We start from the raw sequence: 16,760 nt of genomic DNA, 5'->3' as shown, positions 1-16,760 counted from the left end.
CAGGTCTGAGAATTCCACGGCGAACGCTACCGCAGGGGGGTTGAATTTGGAAATATTATTCCACATTGTGGAAGACTATGCAGCCTGCCGGCCGAGGGGATCAGGCCGTGAGCCTGAGCCGATGCAGCGGGGCCAGCGCCTCGTCCAGAAGCTCCACCACCCGCTCCCCGATGCGGAGTTGGGCCTCCCGGGTCAGCGCCCCGATGTGCGGGGTCAGCACCACGTTGTCCAGCGACGCCAGTTCGGTGGGCGCGCCCTCGCGGGCCAGTACGTCGGTCGCCGCTCCCGCGAGCGCCCCGGACCGCAGCGCCTCCAGCAGGGCCTCCTCGTCGACCGTCCCTCCGCGGGCCACGTTCACCAGGTACGAGCCCGGCTTCATCAGGGCCAGTTCGGCGCGGCCGATCAGCCCCCGGGTGTCCGCCGTCAGCGGCACGGACAGGCACACCACGTCCGCCGCGGGCAGCAGTTCGTCCAGGGCCACCAGCCGGATCCCGCGTCCGGCCAGCTGCCGTGCCCGGTCGGGCCCCGGGCGGGCGACCGCCACGGCCACCTCCATGCCGAACCCCTGGGCCAGCGATGCGATCCGCGACCCGATGCCGCCGAAGCCGATCAGCCCGAGGGTCTTGCCGCGGAGTTCGCTGCCCATCAGTCCCTGCTTGTGCCACACCGTGGACCGGGTGTGCCGGTCTCCCACCACGATCCGGCGGCACACCGCGAGCATCAGGCCGAGCGCCAGCTCGGCCACCGCGTCACTGGAGCCTCCGGGCACGTTGCGCACCTGCACGCCGGCCCGGGCGGCCGCCTCGAGGTCGATGTTGTCCAGCCCCACGCCGGCCCGGATCACCGTCCGCAGGCGGGGCGCTGCGGCGATCACCTCCTGCGTGACGCGCACGCCGGCCCGCAGGACCAGGGCGTCCGCGGTCCGGGCCAGCTCGATGAGCTGCCCCGGGGCGGGCTTGGGGTGCAGGGCCACCTGGTAGCGGCGGCGCAGGTCGTCCAGCGCGTCGGGGTGGATCGGGTCCACCATCAGTACCTGTGCCATCAGGCGGCCGTCACCAGGACGCGGCCCGGGGCCGGGGCGCCGACGTGCAGGGCGAAGTCGGCCAGCGTGTCGGTGTCGAACAGCTCGTGGACGGAGGGCCGGGTGCCGGTGACCCGCTCCACCCCGGCGCAGATCCGGGTGGCGAGCATCGACGTGCCGCCCAGCTCGAAGAAGTTGTCGTCCCGCCCGACCGGGCGGACCTGGAGCGCCTCTTCCCAGAGCCGGACCAGCGCGGCCTCGGTCTCGTTGGCGGCGGGCACGGCGGGAGCGTCGGTGAACAGTCGGCGGTCGTCCATGGGGTTCCTCCTGGGAAGTCGTACGGGCGAGCAGTGGGCGGGCAACGGTGAACGGGACGAACAGGGGGCGGCGGCCCGGGGTTCAGGCCTGTGCGGCCGGCCAGGCCAGGCTGCGTACGGCCGGGACCAGTGCCGTCGCCGCGCTGACCACCAGCGCGACCGCCGCGGCGGAGACCAGTACGGTCGCCGGGGCCCCGTACGTGAGCAGGTGCGGCACGGCCACCAGGGCGAGCGGGGAGACGCCCAGCGAGATCAGCCAGTCGACGCTGGAGACCCGGCCGATCAGCTCGCCGGGCACCCTGCTCTGCAGGGTGGCCGCCCAGGCGACGGTGGCGGCCGACAGGACGGCTCCCACCACGGTGGCGACGGCGACGGAGGCGATCAGCGAGGGGGACAGGCCGAGCACCACGAAGCCCCCGCAGACGACGGCCATTCCGCCGAAGATCAGCAGGCCCGGCGGGATCCGCCGCAGCCGGCCCACCAGCAGCCCGCCGAGCAGTGCACCGGCGGCCTGGCTGCCGACCAGCAGGCTGTAGGTGCTCGCGCCGCCGCCGAGCACGTCGGCGGAGGCGAGCGGCAGCAGGGCCTTGGCCGGGGCGACGACGAGCGCCACGCTCACACCGAAGCTGCCGATGGACACCCACAGCCAGGCGTTCGAGAAGACGTACCGGATCCCGCCGGTGGCCTCCTTGAACAGGCCGTCGCCCGAGGCGGGCCGGTCGGGCACCGGCCAGCGTCCCGCGAGCAGCACCAGGGCCAGGGCCAGGGCGAACCCGGCAGTGCCCAGTCCCAGCGAGACGGTGGCACCGGCCGCTGCCAGCAGTACCCCGCCGAGCGCCGCTCCCGCGATGCCCGCGGTGCGCAGGGCGATCGCCTGGAGCGAGTTGGCGGCCAGCAACTCGGCCTTCGGCAGCAGTTCGGTGAAGGCCAGGGTGAACGCGGGCTCGAACGCTCCGTCGCCCAGGCCCAGCAGCAGCCCGCACGCGGCGATCGCCCACACGCTCCGGCCGCCCGCCGCGACCTGGGCGGCCACCCCGGCGGTGGCCAGGACGCGCGCCAGGTCGGCCCAGAGCATCACCTTGCGCGCACCGAACCGGTCCGCGAGGGCCCCGCCGGCCAGCAGCATGAGCACGGTGCCGGTGGCCTGCCCGAACAGGGTGTAGGCCAGCAGCGCCGGGCTGCCCGTGGTGACGGCGTACCCGGCGAGCGACACCTGGAAGACGAAGTCGCCCGTGCGGGAGAGGCACTGCCCCGTGTACAGCAGCCGGAAGCGGCGCCGGCGCAGCGGTGCCCGCAGTCCGGTCCGCGCGCCGTCGGCACCGGCCTCGGGCTCCCGGGTGTCCACGGTGGTGCCGTCCCCGGCGGCGGCGCTCATCGGTGGGCCGCCAGTTCGGCGTCGATCAGGCCGCACAGCGTCTCCAGCGGTCCGCCGGCGTCCATCATCGTGAAGTGCGTGCCGGGCGTGTCCCGGACCGTGAGGCGGCCGCCGCACCGTGCGTCCCAGCCGAGGTCGTACGGCTCCTCGGTGACGTCCGCGCTGCGGTCCTCGGCGCGGAACAGGACCACGTCCGCGTCGAGCGGCTCGATGACGTGCCGCTCCAGGGCGCTGCCGTTGTGCCGGTAGGCCTCCAGCATCCGCCGCAGCCGGTCCTCGTCGTAGTCCGCCGGCAGCGAGCCCGCGGCGATGCCCTGGTCGAGCAGCAGCCGGATCCGCTCCTCCTCGGGCAGTCCGCCGAGTGCGGCCAGGTCGAGGTCGAGCTTGAGCGCCATGGTGACGAGGATCCGGGTGGCGTAGTCCTCGGTGGGGTCCAGGTCCATCCGGGGGTTGGTGTCCAGCAGGGCGACCAGTCCGATCTCCTCGCCGGCCGCCTTCAGCTGCCGGGCCGCCTCGAAGGCGATCACGCCGCCCATGGAGTACCCGCCCACGTGCCAGGGGCCTCCCGGGTGGGCCTTGCGCATCTGCTCGATGTAGACGCGGGCCATGTCCGCGATGGTGGAGCAGGCCTCCTCGCCGGGCTGGAGGCCCGGGGACTGCAGGCCGTAGACGGTCAGTCCCTCGCCGAGCGCGCGGGCGACCGGCGCGTAGCGCACCACCGTGCCCGCGAGCGGCGGGAAGAGGTACAGCGGCGCCGTCCCTTCGGCACCCGCCCGCAGCCGGACCAGCGGGCCGGCGGGCTCGGCCTCCGCACCGTCGCGCACCCGGCGCGCCAGGGCGGCGACGGTGGGCGCGCGGAACAGCTCGTTGAGCTCGAGCCCGGTTCCGAAGTGGGCGCGGACCGATCCCATCAGCCGGACCGCAGTGAGCGAGTCACCGCCCAGGTCGAAGAAGTCCTCGTCGATGCCGACGGAGGCCCGGCCCAGGGCCTTGGCCCACAGGTCGCACATCTCGAACTCGACGGCGTCGCGGGCCGCGGCCGCGCCGCCCCCGGGGGCCGTGCCGGGCAGCGGCCGGGCGGCGAGCGCCTTGCGGTCGACCTTGCCGCTGGGGGTCAGCGGGAAGCTGTCGACCGTCACGTAGGCGGACGGCAGCATGTAGTCCGGCAGGACTCCGCGCAGGGCGCGGCGCAGTCGCTGCGGGGCCAGTTCCGCGCCGGCGGCGGGCAGGCAGTGCGCGATGAGCCGCTTGCCCCGGGTGGGCGAGTCGTCGACGACGACCACCGCGTCGGCCACCCCCTCCTGGCGGCGGACCTGCGCCTCGATCTCCCCCAGCTCCATGCGGTAGCCGCGGACCTTGACCTGGCCGTCGCGGCGGCCCAGGCACTGGATCCGCCCGTCGGGCAGGGTCCGGCCGAAGTCGCCGGTGCGGTAGAGGCGGCGGCCGTCGCGGACCACGAACCGCTCCGCCGTCATCTCGGGCTTGCCCCGGTAGCCGTCCGCGAGCGCCGCTCCGGAGACGCAGATCTCGCCGGGCACGCCGGCCGGCAGCGGCTGCCGGCGGTCGTCGAGGATCTCCACCCGGGTGTGCTGCACGGCCAGGCCGATGGCGGGCAGGTCCGGCCAGGTGTCCGGCGTGCCCGTGAGCCGCTCCGCCGTCACGACGTGGGTCTCCGAGGGGCCGTACTGGTTCTCCAGGAAGGCGGGCACGCGGGTGAAGAAGGTGCGCAGCGCGTCGGTCACCTGGAGCTGCTCGCCGGCGGTGACGACCTCGCGGAGCGCCTGCGGGTAGGTACCGGTCTCGGCGGCCGCGTCGGCCAGCTGCTGGAGCGCGACGAAGGGGGCGAACACCCGGTGCACCTCCTGGGTTTCCAGATAGCCGAGGAGCCGGGCCGGGTCGCGGCGCACCTCCTCGTCGACCAGGATCAGCGTGCCGCCGCTCGCCCAGGTCGAGAAGTGTTCCTGGAAGGCCACGTCGAAGCTGAACGCCGCGAACTGCAGGGTGTTCCAGCCTTCTGCGGACGCGGAGCGGCCGAGCTGCCAGTCGATGAGGTTGGCGAGCGGCCCGTGCGGCATCTCGACGCCCTTGGGCAGTCCGGTGGAGCCGGAGGTGTAGATGACGTAGCCGAGGCCGTCCGCCGCCGGGGCGGCTCCCTCCTGCCGCGCGGGTGCGGTGTCCGGCGCCTCCGGTTCGTCGAGTCCTTCGAGTACGTCGTCCAGCAGCAGCACCCGTACGCCCTCGGGCACCGTGATGGTGCCGGCCACGTCGGAGTGCACGAGGAGGAGTTCGGCCTTGCTGTCCTCCAGCATGTAGTCCAGGCGCTCGCGCGGGTAGGCCGGGTCGAGCGGCACGTAGCCGGCGCCGCTCTTGAGCACCGCCAGCAGGGCGACGGCCAGTTCCGGGGAGCGGTGCGCGCACAGGGCCACGGCGCGGTTGGCCCCGAGGCGGCGCGCCAGCCGGTCCGCGGCGAGCCGCAGCCGGGCGTAGTCGAGCTCGCCGCCGTCCCAGCGCAGGGCCGGGGCTCCCGGGATGCGGTCCGCGGTCCGGTCGAACAGTTCGTGGGCGGCCGGCCGCGCCGGGCCGTGCCCGTCGGCCGGTTCGCCGTCCGTGAGGGCGTCCGCCGCCTGCGCGGTCAGCGGGAGGGTGCCCACCGGGGTGAGCGGGTCCGCCGCGGCTCCGCCGAGCAGGCTCAGCAGGGCACGGGTGAACTCCTGGGCGGCCGCGGGGGTGTAGACGTCGGTGGCGTACTCCAGGGTGCCCCGGTAGCCGTCCGCCGCATCGGGGACCAGGGTCAGGGTGAGGTCGAACTTCGCGGTCCCCGAGTGCAGCGGGACGGCGCGTCCGGTCGCCGCGCCCAGGCGCAGCTCCGCCTCGGGCGCGTCCTCCACGACCAGCATCACCTGGAAGAAGGGCGAACGGTCCGGGCTCCGCCCCGGAGCCAGCGCCTTGACCAGGGCCGGGAAGGGCAGGGCCGACCGCCCCAGGTCGGCGCGCAGTTCCTTGCCGGTACGGGCGACCAGGCCGGCGAAGGACTCCTCCGGTGAGATCCGGCGGCGCAGCACGACCGTGTTGGCCAGGTAGCCGATCAGCTGCTCGGCCGCGGCGTGCTCGCGCCGGGCCACCGGGGTGCCGATCGCGACGTCGATGGTGCCGTCGTGGGCGGCGGGCTCCTGCGAGACCCTGGCCAGCAGCAGCTGGACGGCGGCCGTGAACAGGGCGAAGGGGGTGGTGCGCTGCCTGCGGGCCAGGGCGCGCAGTCCGGCGGCGAGTTCACCGGGGATGTCGAAGCCCGCGGTCGCGCCCTGCTGGGTCGCCGCCTCGGGCCGCGACAGGTCGTGCGGCCAGGTGCTCTCGGCGGGGGCACCGGCGAGCCGCTCGGTCCAGTACGCCAGTTCCTCCTCGTGGCCCGCGGCCGCCTCGGCCAGCGCGATCCGGTGCTGTTCGGCGTAGGCCGGCAGTTCCCCTGCGGGCAGCGGGGTGCCGGCCAGGGCCGCCTCGTAGCCGGCGGCGAGCTCCCCGCGCAGTACCTCGATGGACCAGCTGTCGAAGCACCCGTGGTGGACGACCAGGACGAGCAGCGCCTGCAGGTCGCCGGTGCGGAGCAGCAGGGCGCGCAGCAGCGGCAGCGCGGACAGCGAGAGCGGCACCGCGGCGAACTCCCTTGCCGCGCTCTCTGCTTCGGCGGCCGGGCGGCCCCGCAGGTCCCGTACCTCCAGCGGCACCTCGCCGGGGGCGGCGGTGACCAGCGACGGCTGCCCGTCGGTCACGTGGACGCTGCTGCGCAGCGCCGGGTGGCGTGCCAGGAGCGAGGTCAGGGCCTGGGCCAGGGCATCGGTGTCGAGGGCGCCGCGGATCTCGTAGGCGACGGGGACGTTGTAGACGGCGGACTCGCCGCGCAGCGATTCGTCGAGCCACAGCGACTGCTGGCCGGAGGAGAGCGGGGCGGCGGCGGATGCGGGGTTCATCGGATCGTTCCTCGAAACGGGGTGGGGGCGCGGCCGGACCGCGCGGGAGAGGCTGGTGGGGATGCGGGCGTACGTTCTTCACGGACCGGCGGCGGCGGTCCGCGACGGCTCCCCGGGCGTCGCGGGGCGGGCGGGACCGGGACGGCAGGCCTAGGCGGCAGCCGCGTCGGCCCGCCCGCGCAGCCATGCGCGGGCCCGCTCGGTCACCCGGTGGGTCAGGCGGACGGATTCGCCCAGGTACTGCGCGGGGTCGAAGAGCACGTCCAGCTCCTGGGCGGTGAGCACGGCACCCAGCTCCTCGTCGGCCTCGATCAGTTCGCGCAGGGACCGCTGCTCGCTGATGCCCTGCTGGATCAGCTGGTAGATCCGCTCGTGGGCGCTCTGCTTGCCCACGTGGCCGGCGAAGGCGAGCATCAGGCTCTCGGTGGCGACCTGGTCCCGGACGGACAGCACGTTGGCGAGCGCGCGCTCGGACCGCACGGAGAGCCCCTTGAGGACCCGGGTCGTGATCTCGCAGGCCGTCAGGGTGTAGTGGGAGACGTCCGGGACGCACACCCACTCCATGCGCAGCGTCCGGCCGTCCCGTTCGTGGTCGCCGCCCATCGCGGTGAGCGCCGTGCCGACCTGGGCGGCGGCGAGGCGGGCCATGACCACGATCTGCTCGCAGCCCTCGGGGTTGCGCTTGTGCGGCATCGTGGAGCTGCCGACCTTGCCCAGGTACCAGGCCTCCTGCACCTCGCCGATCTCCGGCCGGCCGAGGGTGCGGATCTCGTCGGCGATCCGGCCCAGGGTGCCGGAGACCATCGCGAGGGTGGAGACGTACTCGACCATGCGGTCGCGGGCCGCGTGCCAGCCGGTGTCGGGCACGCTCAGGCCGAGGCGCTCGGCGAGCCGCTCCAGCAGCTCCGGGCCGCGGCCGTCGAACCCGGCCATGGAGCCGGCGCCGCCGAAGAGCTGGAGCACGAGGACGCGCGGCCGCATCGCCTCGACGCGCTCGGCGTGGCGGAGCAGTTCGTCGATCCAGCCGGAGGCCTTCAGACCGAAGCCGATCGGCAGGGCGGGCTGGGCGTGGGTGCGGCCGAGCACGACGGTGGCGGCGTGCTCCTCGGAGATCTCGACGAGGCGTGCGACCAGTCCGGTGATCAGCTGCTGCAGGTTGTCCAGCACCCGCTTCATGGCCAGGACCTGGCCGGTGTCCTGGATGTCCTGGGTGGTGGTCCCGAAGTGGATGAACTCGCCCGCCTCGGGGCCGCACACCGTCTGGAAGGCCCGCAGGACCCCGACCAGCGAGTGTGCGGTGCGGCGGATCTCGGCCCGGACGCCGTCCAGGTCGAGGAGGTGGACCCGGGCGCTGTCCGCGATGCGGTCGGCGGCCCACTGGGGGATCATGCCGAGTTCGGCCTGCGCGAGGGCGAGCTGGGCCTCGACGTCCAGCCAGCTCTGGAAGCGGCAGACGTCGCAGAAGATCTCGCGGCTGGTCTCGGTGGCGTAGATGTGGCCGTAGAAGCGGGAGTCCGTGATGTGGCCCCGCTCGTGGGTACAGGACCCGGCGTCGGCTTCGGTGTGCATGGTGCCCGTCGTGTCCGGAGTGGGTGGGGTGGCGGTGGCCCGGGCTGCGGGCAGGGTGAGGGTGCTCAACGGTTCTCTCCGGAGGCGGCGCCGATGACGGTGCGGCGGGTACGGGCGGCCCGGCGCAGCGCGCTCTGGGAGTAGGGGCCGGTGCCGTAGGGGCGGTCGCCGCGCTTGTCGATCGCCACCGAGGCGAAGTCGAGGGCGGCCTGGCGGGGGGTGGTGCGCAGGTTGCGCGCCCGGCTGAGCAGGTCGTCCAGGAGGTCGTCCATCATCGCGGCGACGCTGTCGAGGACTTCCTGGGGCGTGGGGGTGGCGGCCGGGCCGAACAGCGCGTCGATCGAGGCGGAGCCGCCGATCCCGCCGATGAAGTCCGGTACCACCAGCACCCCGTGGTCGGCGAGCGTCTGCTCGACGGGGGCGCTGAGGCCGTGGTTGGAGCCGACGACGACCACCGGGCACGGCAGCACCCGGGCCTGCTCCTCGCCGATGGCGTTCTCGCCGGCAGCGAGGACGAGTACGTCCGCGGGCAGGTCCAGCAGGCTTTCGCGGGGCTGCCGCAGGGCGCCCGGGGCGAGGGAGTCGACGGCGCTGGTCTGGTCGCTGTCCAGCATGCGGGCGATGTCGAGCCCGCGCGGGTCCACGACGCAGGCGTGGGCGTCGGCGACGGCGGTGATGCGGACGCCGTGCTCGAGCAGCGAGTAGGCGGCGGCCCGGCCCATGTTGCCGAAGCCCTGGAGGGAGCAGGTCAGTTCGGAGGGCTCGCGTCCCTGGCGGCGAGCGGTCGCCAGGGCTGCGTGGGCCAGTGCGTGGCCGGCCCGGCGCTGTCCGAGGGTGAGTGCGCCGACCGGGGCGTCCAGGGCGCGCAGCCGGTCGAAGAAGTCCTGGTCGCCGATGCCCTGGGCCTTCTTCACCACGTACTTGATGGAGGGGATGCCCTCGAGGACGGCCAGCTCCTCCAGTTCGTGCCAGCGGGTGCCCATGTCGCAGCCCATGCTGAAGCGTTCCGAGAGCTCCTCGCGGAGGAAGCCGAGGAAGCGGCGGACCGCGGCGGCCTTGCCCGGGGAGGCCGGGTCGTAGTCGATGCCGGCCTTGGCGCCGTCGACCCCGAGACCGAGCACGCGCTGCTTGAGCGTCATCCGGGAGGCCAGGGACGCCACGAGTTCCTCGGTGACGCCGGGCTGGACGCGGAATCCGCCGGCGGCGATGTCCGCGGTGTGGCCGTCGTAGACGAGCCAGCCGCTGAAGCCTTCGACGGGGTCGGTGTACTGAATGGTGGTGGACACGGCTTCCCTCTTTCCTCCGCACCGGATGTGACTGCCGGCCGAGCCGACGGAAGAAATCTCGCACCGGGAATTCGACGGGACCAGATCCGGCCGGATCAGGAAGCTGCACCGGCCCCGGCAGTTTCCTGTCAGCCGACGCCCGGCCCTGCCTGCGGTGCGCTGGTAGAAAGAAACGGCCGGGCCTGTTCAGGCCGACTCCACTGGAAGAAAAAGCTCTTGAGGGGGATCTGTCGTGCAGACAGCCGTACGGATGCGGGAACCGGGGACACCGGAGCGGGCAGGTGGTGTCCGCACCGTGGTGAAGGTGGGTTCCTCCTCCCTGACGAGCGCGGCCGGGGGCCTGGACGCCGAACGGCTGGACGCTCTGGTCGACGCGCTGGCCGCTGCCCGGGGCCGGGGCGGGCAGCTGGTGCTGGTGTCCTCGGGGGCCATCGCCGCGGGCCTGGCTCCGCTGGGCCTCACCGCCCGGCCCGCCGACCTCGCCCACCAGCAGGCCGCCGCCAGCGTGGGGCAGGGCCTGCTGATCGCCCGTTACACCGCCTCCTTCGCCCGCTACGGGATCCGTGTCGGCCAGGTGCTTCTCACGAACGACGACGTCACCCGCGACGGGCAGTTCGGCAATGCCCGCCGCACGCTGGACGCCCTGCTGGCGATGGGGGTGCTGCCGGTGGTCAACGAGAACGACACCGTGGCCACGGACGAGATCCGCTTCGGGGACAACGACCGGCTCGCCGGCCTGGTCGCCGGGCTGGTCCGGGCCGACCGGCTGGTGCTGCTCTCCGACGTGGACGGGGTGTACGACGCCGATCCGCGGCTGCCCGGCAGCCGGCTCATCCCCGAGGTGCGCTCCGGCGCCGAACTCGACGGGCTGGACCTCTCCTCGCCCGGGTCGGGTCTCGGCACCGGGGGCATGGCGAGCAAGCTCGCCGCCGCCGAGAGCGCCACCGAGGCGGGGATCACGGTCCTGCTGACCTCCGCCTCGCGGGCGGCCGAGGCACTGGCCGGGCGTCCGTGCGGCACCCTCTTCCACGCGCGCGGGCCGGAGGGCTCCGACGTCCTCGACGGGCTCATGGACGTGGTCCGGGAGGTGACCGGGCGGCCGGAAATCACCCCCGACATGCAATTCCACGATATCGGCGGAACTTCGCTCCAGGCCATGCGCATCTGCGCCCGCCTGCGCACCCTGACGGGAATTCCCTTCGCCCCCCAGGACGCTTTCGAAAGCGCTTCCCTGAGGGAATTCCTCGCGCCCGGCACGGAGATACGCAATGCCGCGTGAAAACGCGGCCGCCTCGGGTCCCGGCAGCCGGCTCGTCCACGCCGCCGTCACCCGGCAGGCCCGTCTGCGTCCCGGGGCCACGGCCCTCGTCGAGGGCTCCGCCCGGATCCCGTACCGGACCCTCGACCACGCCGCCGACGCCTACGCCGCCGAGCTCCAGGAGCTCGGTGTCCGGCCCGGCCACCTGGTTCCCGTCGGCCTGCCCCGCGGGGCCCGGCTGATCGCGGTACTGCTCGCGGTCCTCAAGTGCGGTGCCGGGTACGCCGTCCTCGACCCCGCCCAGCCGTCCTTCCGGCGCCGCGAGACCGTCAGCCGGCTCGGGTCCCCCGTCATGGTCGCGTCCGGCCCGCAGTCCGACGAGGGGCCGGCCGCGGGCCGCCGCACGCGGGTCTGGACCCCGCCGGCCGGGACCCTGGAGGAAGCCGCCGCCCACCGGGGCCGGGCCGTCGGCCTCGAGGTCGACGACTCCTCCACCGCGGCGGTCTTCTTCACCTCCGGCACCAGCGGCCCGCCCAAGGCCGTGCTCTCCCCGCACGCCGCCACCACCCGGCTCTTCGCCGACCGGCCCCTCGCCGGGCTGGGCCCCGGCCGGACCATGGCTCAGGCGGCGCCCGGGTCCTGGGACGCCTTCTCCCTGGAGGTGTGGGGCCCCCTCACCACCGGGGGCACCTGCGCCCTCGCCGCCCCCGATCAGCTGCTCCCCGACGACCTGCGCCGACTGCGCGAGGAGAGCGGGGTGGACACCCTCTGGCTCACCTCGGCGGTCTTCAACCTGTTCGTGGACGAGGACATCGAGGCCTTCAGCGGACTGCGCACCGTCCTGACCGGCGGCGAGACGCTCTCCCCGCCGCACGTGCGGTCCTTCCTGGCCCGGCACCCCGGCATCACCCTGGTCAACGGCTACGGCCCGGTGGAGAGCTGTGTCTTCGCCACCACCCGCACCATCCGCCCCGGGGACTGCGACCTGCCGAACGGCATCCCGATCGGCACACCCGTGCCCGGCACGGACGTGCACCTGGTGAACGGCGAGATCTGGGTGACGGGCGAGGGCCTGGCCCACGGATACCTGGCCGACCCGGCCGCCACCCGGGCCGCGTTCACCACGCTCACCCTGGAGGGGCGGCCGCAGCGCGCCTACCGCACCGGCGACCGGGGCGAGTTCGACCGGCACGGCGTGCTCCACTTCCTCGGCCGCGCCGACCGCCAGGTCAAGATCGCCGGGCATCGTCTGGAGCCCGCCGGGATCGAGTCCGTGGCCCGGACCGTCCCCGGCATCCGGCACTGCCACGTGCTGCCGGTCCCCGCCCGGGAGACCGGCCCGGGCGCCGCCGGCGCGGCCCCCGACCACCTGGCGCTCTTCTACACCTCGTGGTCCAGCGATCTGACCGCCGCCGTCATCCGGCGCTCCCTCGCCGACCGGCTGCCCCGCTACAGCGTCCCCGCCGCCGTCTACCGGGTCCCCTACCTGCCCGTCACCGCCAACGGCAAGGTCGATCCCGCAGCCCTGCTGTCCACCCTCACCGCCGCACGGAGCCCGTCATGACCACCGCCTCCTCGTCCGCCTCGTACCCCATGACGTACGAGCAGGAGTCGATCTGGCTCAACGACCAGCTCCACGACGGGGCCTCGCGCTACGTCGAATCCTGGAACCACCGGCTCCGCGGCCCCCTCGACGAGCGGGCCGTCGAGGCCGCACTCACGGGGATCGTGGAGCGGCACGCCACCCTCCGCTCGCGTCTCGCCCTCGAGGAGGGCCGGGCCGTGCAGTACGCCGAGGCGCCCCGCCCCGTGACCGTGGACGAGCGCACCGTGTTGCCCGGCGAGCTGGACCGGGCGCTGCGCGAGGCGGTCGGCGGATCCCTCGACCTGACCCGGCCGCCGCTGCTCAGGGCCACCCTGCTCCACATGGGCCCGCAGGACGCCGTCCTGGCCGTCGCCCTGCACCACGCCCTGGTCGACGGCTGGTGCTTCCGCCTGCTGGACCTGGAGTTCAGCGCCCGCTACCGGGCGGCGCTGGCGGGGCGGCCCGCCGAGCTGCCGCCGCTGGAGAAGACCTTCGCCGACTACGCGCGGGAGCAGCGCTCCCGGCCCGCCGCCCATCACGGGGAACTGCTCGCCCATTGGGGACGGGTCCTGGCCGGTGCGCCCGCGCAGTCCACCGTGCCCTCGGTGCGCACCCGCCCGGACGTGCCCGACCACCGCGGCGGGCAGGTCCGCTTCCGCATCGGGGCCGGCACCGGCCGCCGGATCCGGGAACTGGCCCGCCGCCACCGCACCAGCACCTTCTGCGTCCTGGCCGCCGCGCTCACCGCGCTGGTGGCCCGCTCCGCCGACCAGGACGACGTGGTCATCGGCACCCCGGTCTCCCGCCGTGACGAACCGGAGCTCGAACCGCTCCTCGCCTGCCTCACCGACGTCCTGCCGCTGCGTCAGACCGCGGACCCCGGCCGCACCTTCACCGAGCTCCTGAAGTCCACCGCGGACACCGTGTGGGACGCGGTCGCCCATCGCGACATCCCCTTCGGGCACCTCGTGAAGGCCCTGGACGGCGACCGCAGCCCGGCCCGGTTCCCGTTCTTCCAGGTGGTCCTGACCGTCGACGACGCCGCCGCGCCCGGCCTCGACCTCCCCGGGATCACGGCCCGGCAGGTCCGGGTCGACCACGGCACCGCCAAGTTCGACCTCTTCTTCCACCTGGTGCCGGAGGAAGGCGGCTACCTGGGCCTGCTGACCTACGCCGGCGCCCTGTACGACGCTCCGCACGCGCAGCGCGTCGCCGAGTGGTTCACCACCCTGCTCGACGGTGCGCTGGACCGGCCGGACACGGCGATCGGCGAGCTGCCGATGCTGTCCGGCGCCGAGTACGCCCGGGTCGCCGGGGAGTTCACCGAGGGGCCCACGACCTCGGCCGTACCGCCTCCGGCCCATGAGGCGTTCCGCCGCCAGGCGCGGCTCACCCCGGACCGGCCGGCCGTCGTCGACGGCTCCCTCGAGATCGGGTACGCGGCGCTGGACGCCGCCGCCGACCGGCTCGCCCGACGGCTCACCGCCCTCGGCGCGGGCCCCGGCCGGCGCGTCGCCGTCCGCCTGGACCGCGGCGCCGACGTCCCGGCGGCGGTACTCGCGGTGCTCAAGAGCGGTGCCTGCTGCGTTCCGCTCGACCCCGCGCTGCCGGCCGGGCGCACCGCCCTGCTGCTCGCGGACAGCGGCGCCTCGATCCTGCTCACCCGCACGGACACGACGGGGCCGCATCCGGCCGCCGCGGATCTGCGGGTGCTCCACCTGGACGAACCGGAGCCCGCCCCCGGGCCGGCCGCGGCGTCCCCGGCCCCGGCCGGCCCGGACGATCCGGCCTACGCCGTCTACACCTCCGGGTCCACCGGTGCCCCCAAGGGCGTCGCCATGCCGCACCGGAGCCTCGCCAATCTGACGGACTGGCAGCGCCGCCGTTCCGCTCCGGCGCCCCGCACCCTCCAGTTCGCCCCCATGGGCTTCGACGTCTTCTTCCAGGAGCTCTTCGCCACCTGGGCCGCCGGCGGCACCCTGGTGCTGGCCGGGGACGACGTGCGCAGGGACCCGGCCAGGCTCCTCGCCCTCGCCGCCGGACAGCGCGTCGACCGGCTCTTCCTGCCGTTCGTGGCCCTCCAGCAGCTCGCCGACCACGCGGCGGCGGCCGGCCTGGGCTGTCCCGTCGCCGAGGTGATCACCTCCGGCGAGCAGCTCCACGTCACCCCCGCCGTCCGCGCCTTCTTCGCCGGAACGGGGGCGTCGCTGGACAACCAGTACGGCCCCTCGGAGACCCATGTGGTCACCGCGCACCGGCTGACCGGCGACCCCGCGGACTGGCCCGCCCGGCCGCCCGTCGGCCGCCCCGTGCAGAACGCCCGCGTCGAGATCCTGGACCGGGCCGGGCGGCCCGTGCCGCAGGGTGCGCCGGGCGAGATCTGGGTCGGCGGCACCCCGGTGGCACTCGGCTATCCGGGGAACCCGGAGCAGACCGGGCTCCGCTTCCGCCCGGACCCCCGCGTGCGGGGCGGGCTGCGGTACCGGACCGGCGACCTGGGCCGGTTCGGCCGGGACGGCCTCATCGAGTTCCTCGGGCGCGACGACGACCAGGTCAAGATCCGCGGCCACCGGGTGGAGCCCGGCGAGGTGGAATCCGCGCTGCGCGCGCTGCCCGGTATCGCACAGGCCGCGGTCACCGTGGTCCCCGGGCCCGCCGGGCCCCGGCTCCACGCCCACTTCGTACCCGGCCCCGGCGCGTCCGGCCCCGGTCCGCGCGAGGTCCGTACCGCGCTGGCCGAAGTGCTGCCCGGGTACTGCGTGCCCTCGCGGGTCCTGGCCCACACCGCGTTCCCGCGTACCGCGACCGGCAAGCTCGACCGGCTGGCGCTGGACCGCACCCTGCCGCCCGCTGCGCCGGCCGCCCCCGCCGCGCCCCCGGCCTCCGCCGCCGGGCGCATCGTCGCCCGCGCCTGGCAGGAGGTGCTCGGCCGGCCGCCCGCGGGGCCGGACGAGAACTTCTTCGAGACCGGCGGCGACTCCCTGCTGGCCGTCCGCCTCGTCCTCGCGCTGCGTGCCGCGACCGGCGAGGCCCTCCCCGCCCACACCGTCTTCGGCTCGCCCACGCCGGGGGCCCTCGCGGCCCGGCTGGACGGAGCGGGCGCGCCCGACGGGGAGGCCCCCGGCCTGTCCGCCGATGCGGTACTGCCCGCCGACATCCGGCCCGCCGGCACCGTCGAGGCCTGGACCGCCGACCCCCGGCTGCTGCTGCTCACCGGAGCCACCGGGTTCCTCGGCTCCCACCTCCTGTACGAACTCCTCACCCGGACCGCGGCCCGGGTGCACTGCCTGGTCCGCGCCGCCGACCCGGAATCGGCCCGCGCCCGGGTCCTCGGCTCGCTGACCGCCCACCGGCTGTGGCGGCCCGCCTTCGCCGGCCGCGTGCACGCGGTCCCGGCCGATCTGGCCGCACCGGGCCTGGGCCTGGAACCGGAGCTCTTCGACGAGCTGGCCCGTACCGCCGACGCGGTCTACCACTGCGGCGCCTCCGTCAACCTCGCCCATTCCTACGCCCGGTTGAAGGCCGCGAACGTCGACGGCACCGCCGAGCTGCTCCGTCTCGCCGCACGGCACCGGACGGTTCCCCTGCACCACATCTCCACCGTCGGCGTCCTGGCCCCGGAGCCCGGTTCGGGTCCGGTCGTCCACCCGGACGACCCGCTGCCCGGCCCCGGGCTGCTCCGGCACGGCTACGCGCAGAGCAAGTGGGCGGCCGAGAAACTGGTGGCGCAGGCCGCCGGTCGCGGCCTGCCGGTCACCGTCCACCGCCCGACCCGGATCGCGGCGGACACGGCGACCGGCATCTGCCAGCCCGCCGACTACTTCTGGCTGCTGCTCAAGGCCTGTGCCGAGGCGGGCCTCGCCCCCACCGAGGGCCCCGGCGGGGAGCTCGCCTTCGACCTGGTCCCGGTCGACCACGTCCGGGCCGTCGTGGTCGCCCTCACCCGCCGCCCGGACACCGTCGGCCGCACCTTCCACATCGCCGCCGACCACCGGCTGCGGCTGGACACGGCCGTGGGCTGGCTGCGCGGGCTGGGCCACGACATCACCGGCACCACCGCCGCCGCCTGGGCCGCACGCATCGAGGACCGCGGGCTCCCCACGGGGCTGGCCCTGCTCGCCACCGTCCGCGACGGCGCCGGCGAGACCGCCCTGCGCTACGAGGTCTCCCCGACCCGGGCCCTGCTGCCCGGCCATGTGCCGGCCCCGCCGAGCGCCGAGGGGTTCGCCGCGACGGTGGCCCGCTTCACGGAGTCGGGCTTCTTCCCGCCCCCGGCCCGGGGAACCGTTCGCCAGTAGGGGGAAGCCGCGGACATGGCACCCGGGGGTAGGCGGCCCGGTTCGCGGCGCGCCGCCGGTCCGCGGGGAACCGGAGCCTGTAGGGG

General features: G+C 74.9%; 9 protein-coding genes. 3 read left to right on the top strand and 6 right to left on the bottom strand.

Annotated elements, in window-relative coordinates; genetic code table 11:
* Window positions 1-100: 100 nt before the first annotated feature.
* The 6 genes from ACIGFK_RS15115 to ACIGFK_RS15090 form a co-directional block, all read right to left on the bottom strand.
* Window positions 101-1,042 carry an NAD(P)-dependent oxidoreductase gene (locus ACIGFK_RS15115; RefSeq protein ID WP_376655032.1) on the bottom strand — a complete coding sequence of 314 codons (942 nt, stop codon included), beginning with the start codon at window positions 1,040-1,042 and terminating at the stop codon, window positions 101-103.
* Window positions 1,042-1,338 carry a phosphopantetheine-binding protein gene (locus tag ACIGFK_RS15110; RefSeq protein WP_376655031.1) on the bottom strand — a complete coding sequence of 99 codons (297 nt, stop codon included), beginning with the start codon at window positions 1,336-1,338 and terminating at the stop codon, window positions 1,042-1,044. The genes ACIGFK_RS15115 and ACIGFK_RS15110 overlap by 1 nt, the downstream gene beginning before the upstream one ends.
* Window positions 1,339-1,420: 82 nt before the next feature.
* Entirely contained in the window at window positions 1,421-2,713 is a 1,293-nt protein-coding gene (locus tag ACIGFK_RS15105; protein WP_386467063.1) for an MFS transporter, read from the bottom strand.
* Window positions 2,710-6,678, bottom strand: a complete 3,969-nt coding sequence (locus tag ACIGFK_RS15100) for an amino acid adenylation domain-containing protein (RefSeq protein ID WP_400052044.1) — start codon at window positions 6,676-6,678, stop codon at window positions 2,710-2,712. The genes ACIGFK_RS15105 and ACIGFK_RS15100 overlap by 4 nt, the downstream gene beginning before the upstream one ends.
* Window positions 6,679-6,828: 150 nt before the next feature.
* A complete protein-coding gene (locus ACIGFK_RS15095) occupies window positions 6,829-8,316 on the bottom strand; it encodes an adenylosuccinate lyase family protein (protein ID WP_376655028.1) in 1,488 nt (495 codons plus the stop codon).
* Complete coding sequence (locus ACIGFK_RS15090) at window positions 8,313-9,533, bottom strand: Glu/Leu/Phe/Val dehydrogenase dimerization domain-containing protein (protein WP_400052042.1); 1,221 nt, start codon at window positions 9,531-9,533, stop codon at window positions 8,313-8,315. Before ACIGFK_RS15090 ends, ACIGFK_RS15095 begins: the two co-directional genes overlap by 4 nt.
* Window positions 9,534-9,783: 250 nt before the next feature.
* Between ACIGFK_RS15090 and proB the strand changes: the two genes are divergently transcribed.
* Genes proB through ACIGFK_RS15075 form a run of 3 tightly spaced genes read left to right on the top strand, consistent with a single transcriptional unit; the run spans window position 9,784 to window position 16,674 of the window.
* Entirely contained in the window at window positions 9,784-10,812 is a 1,029-nt protein-coding gene (proB, locus tag ACIGFK_RS15085; protein WP_376655096.1) for a glutamate 5-kinase, read from the top strand.
* Window positions 10,802-12,355, top strand: coding sequence for an AMP-binding protein (locus tag ACIGFK_RS15080; RefSeq protein ID WP_400052040.1), 1,554 nt, complete (start codon window positions 10,802-10,804; stop codon window positions 12,353-12,355). The genes proB and ACIGFK_RS15080 overlap by 11 nt, the downstream gene beginning before the upstream one ends.
* Window positions 12,352-16,674 (top strand): amino acid adenylation domain-containing protein, encoded by a 4,323-nt coding sequence (locus ACIGFK_RS15075; protein ID WP_400052038.1) that lies wholly within the window; start codon window positions 12,352-12,354, stop codon window positions 16,672-16,674. The genes ACIGFK_RS15080 and ACIGFK_RS15075 overlap by 4 nt, the downstream gene beginning before the upstream one ends.
* The last annotated feature ends 86 nt before the right edge of the window (window positions 16,675-16,760 follow it).

Origin of the sequence: Streptomyces sp. NPDC085524, assembly GCF_044541755.1 — a bacterium.
GTDB lineage: Bacteria > Actinomycetota > Actinomycetes > Streptomycetales > Streptomycetaceae > Streptomyces.
This window is presented reverse-complemented; position numbering and strand designations above follow the sequence as displayed.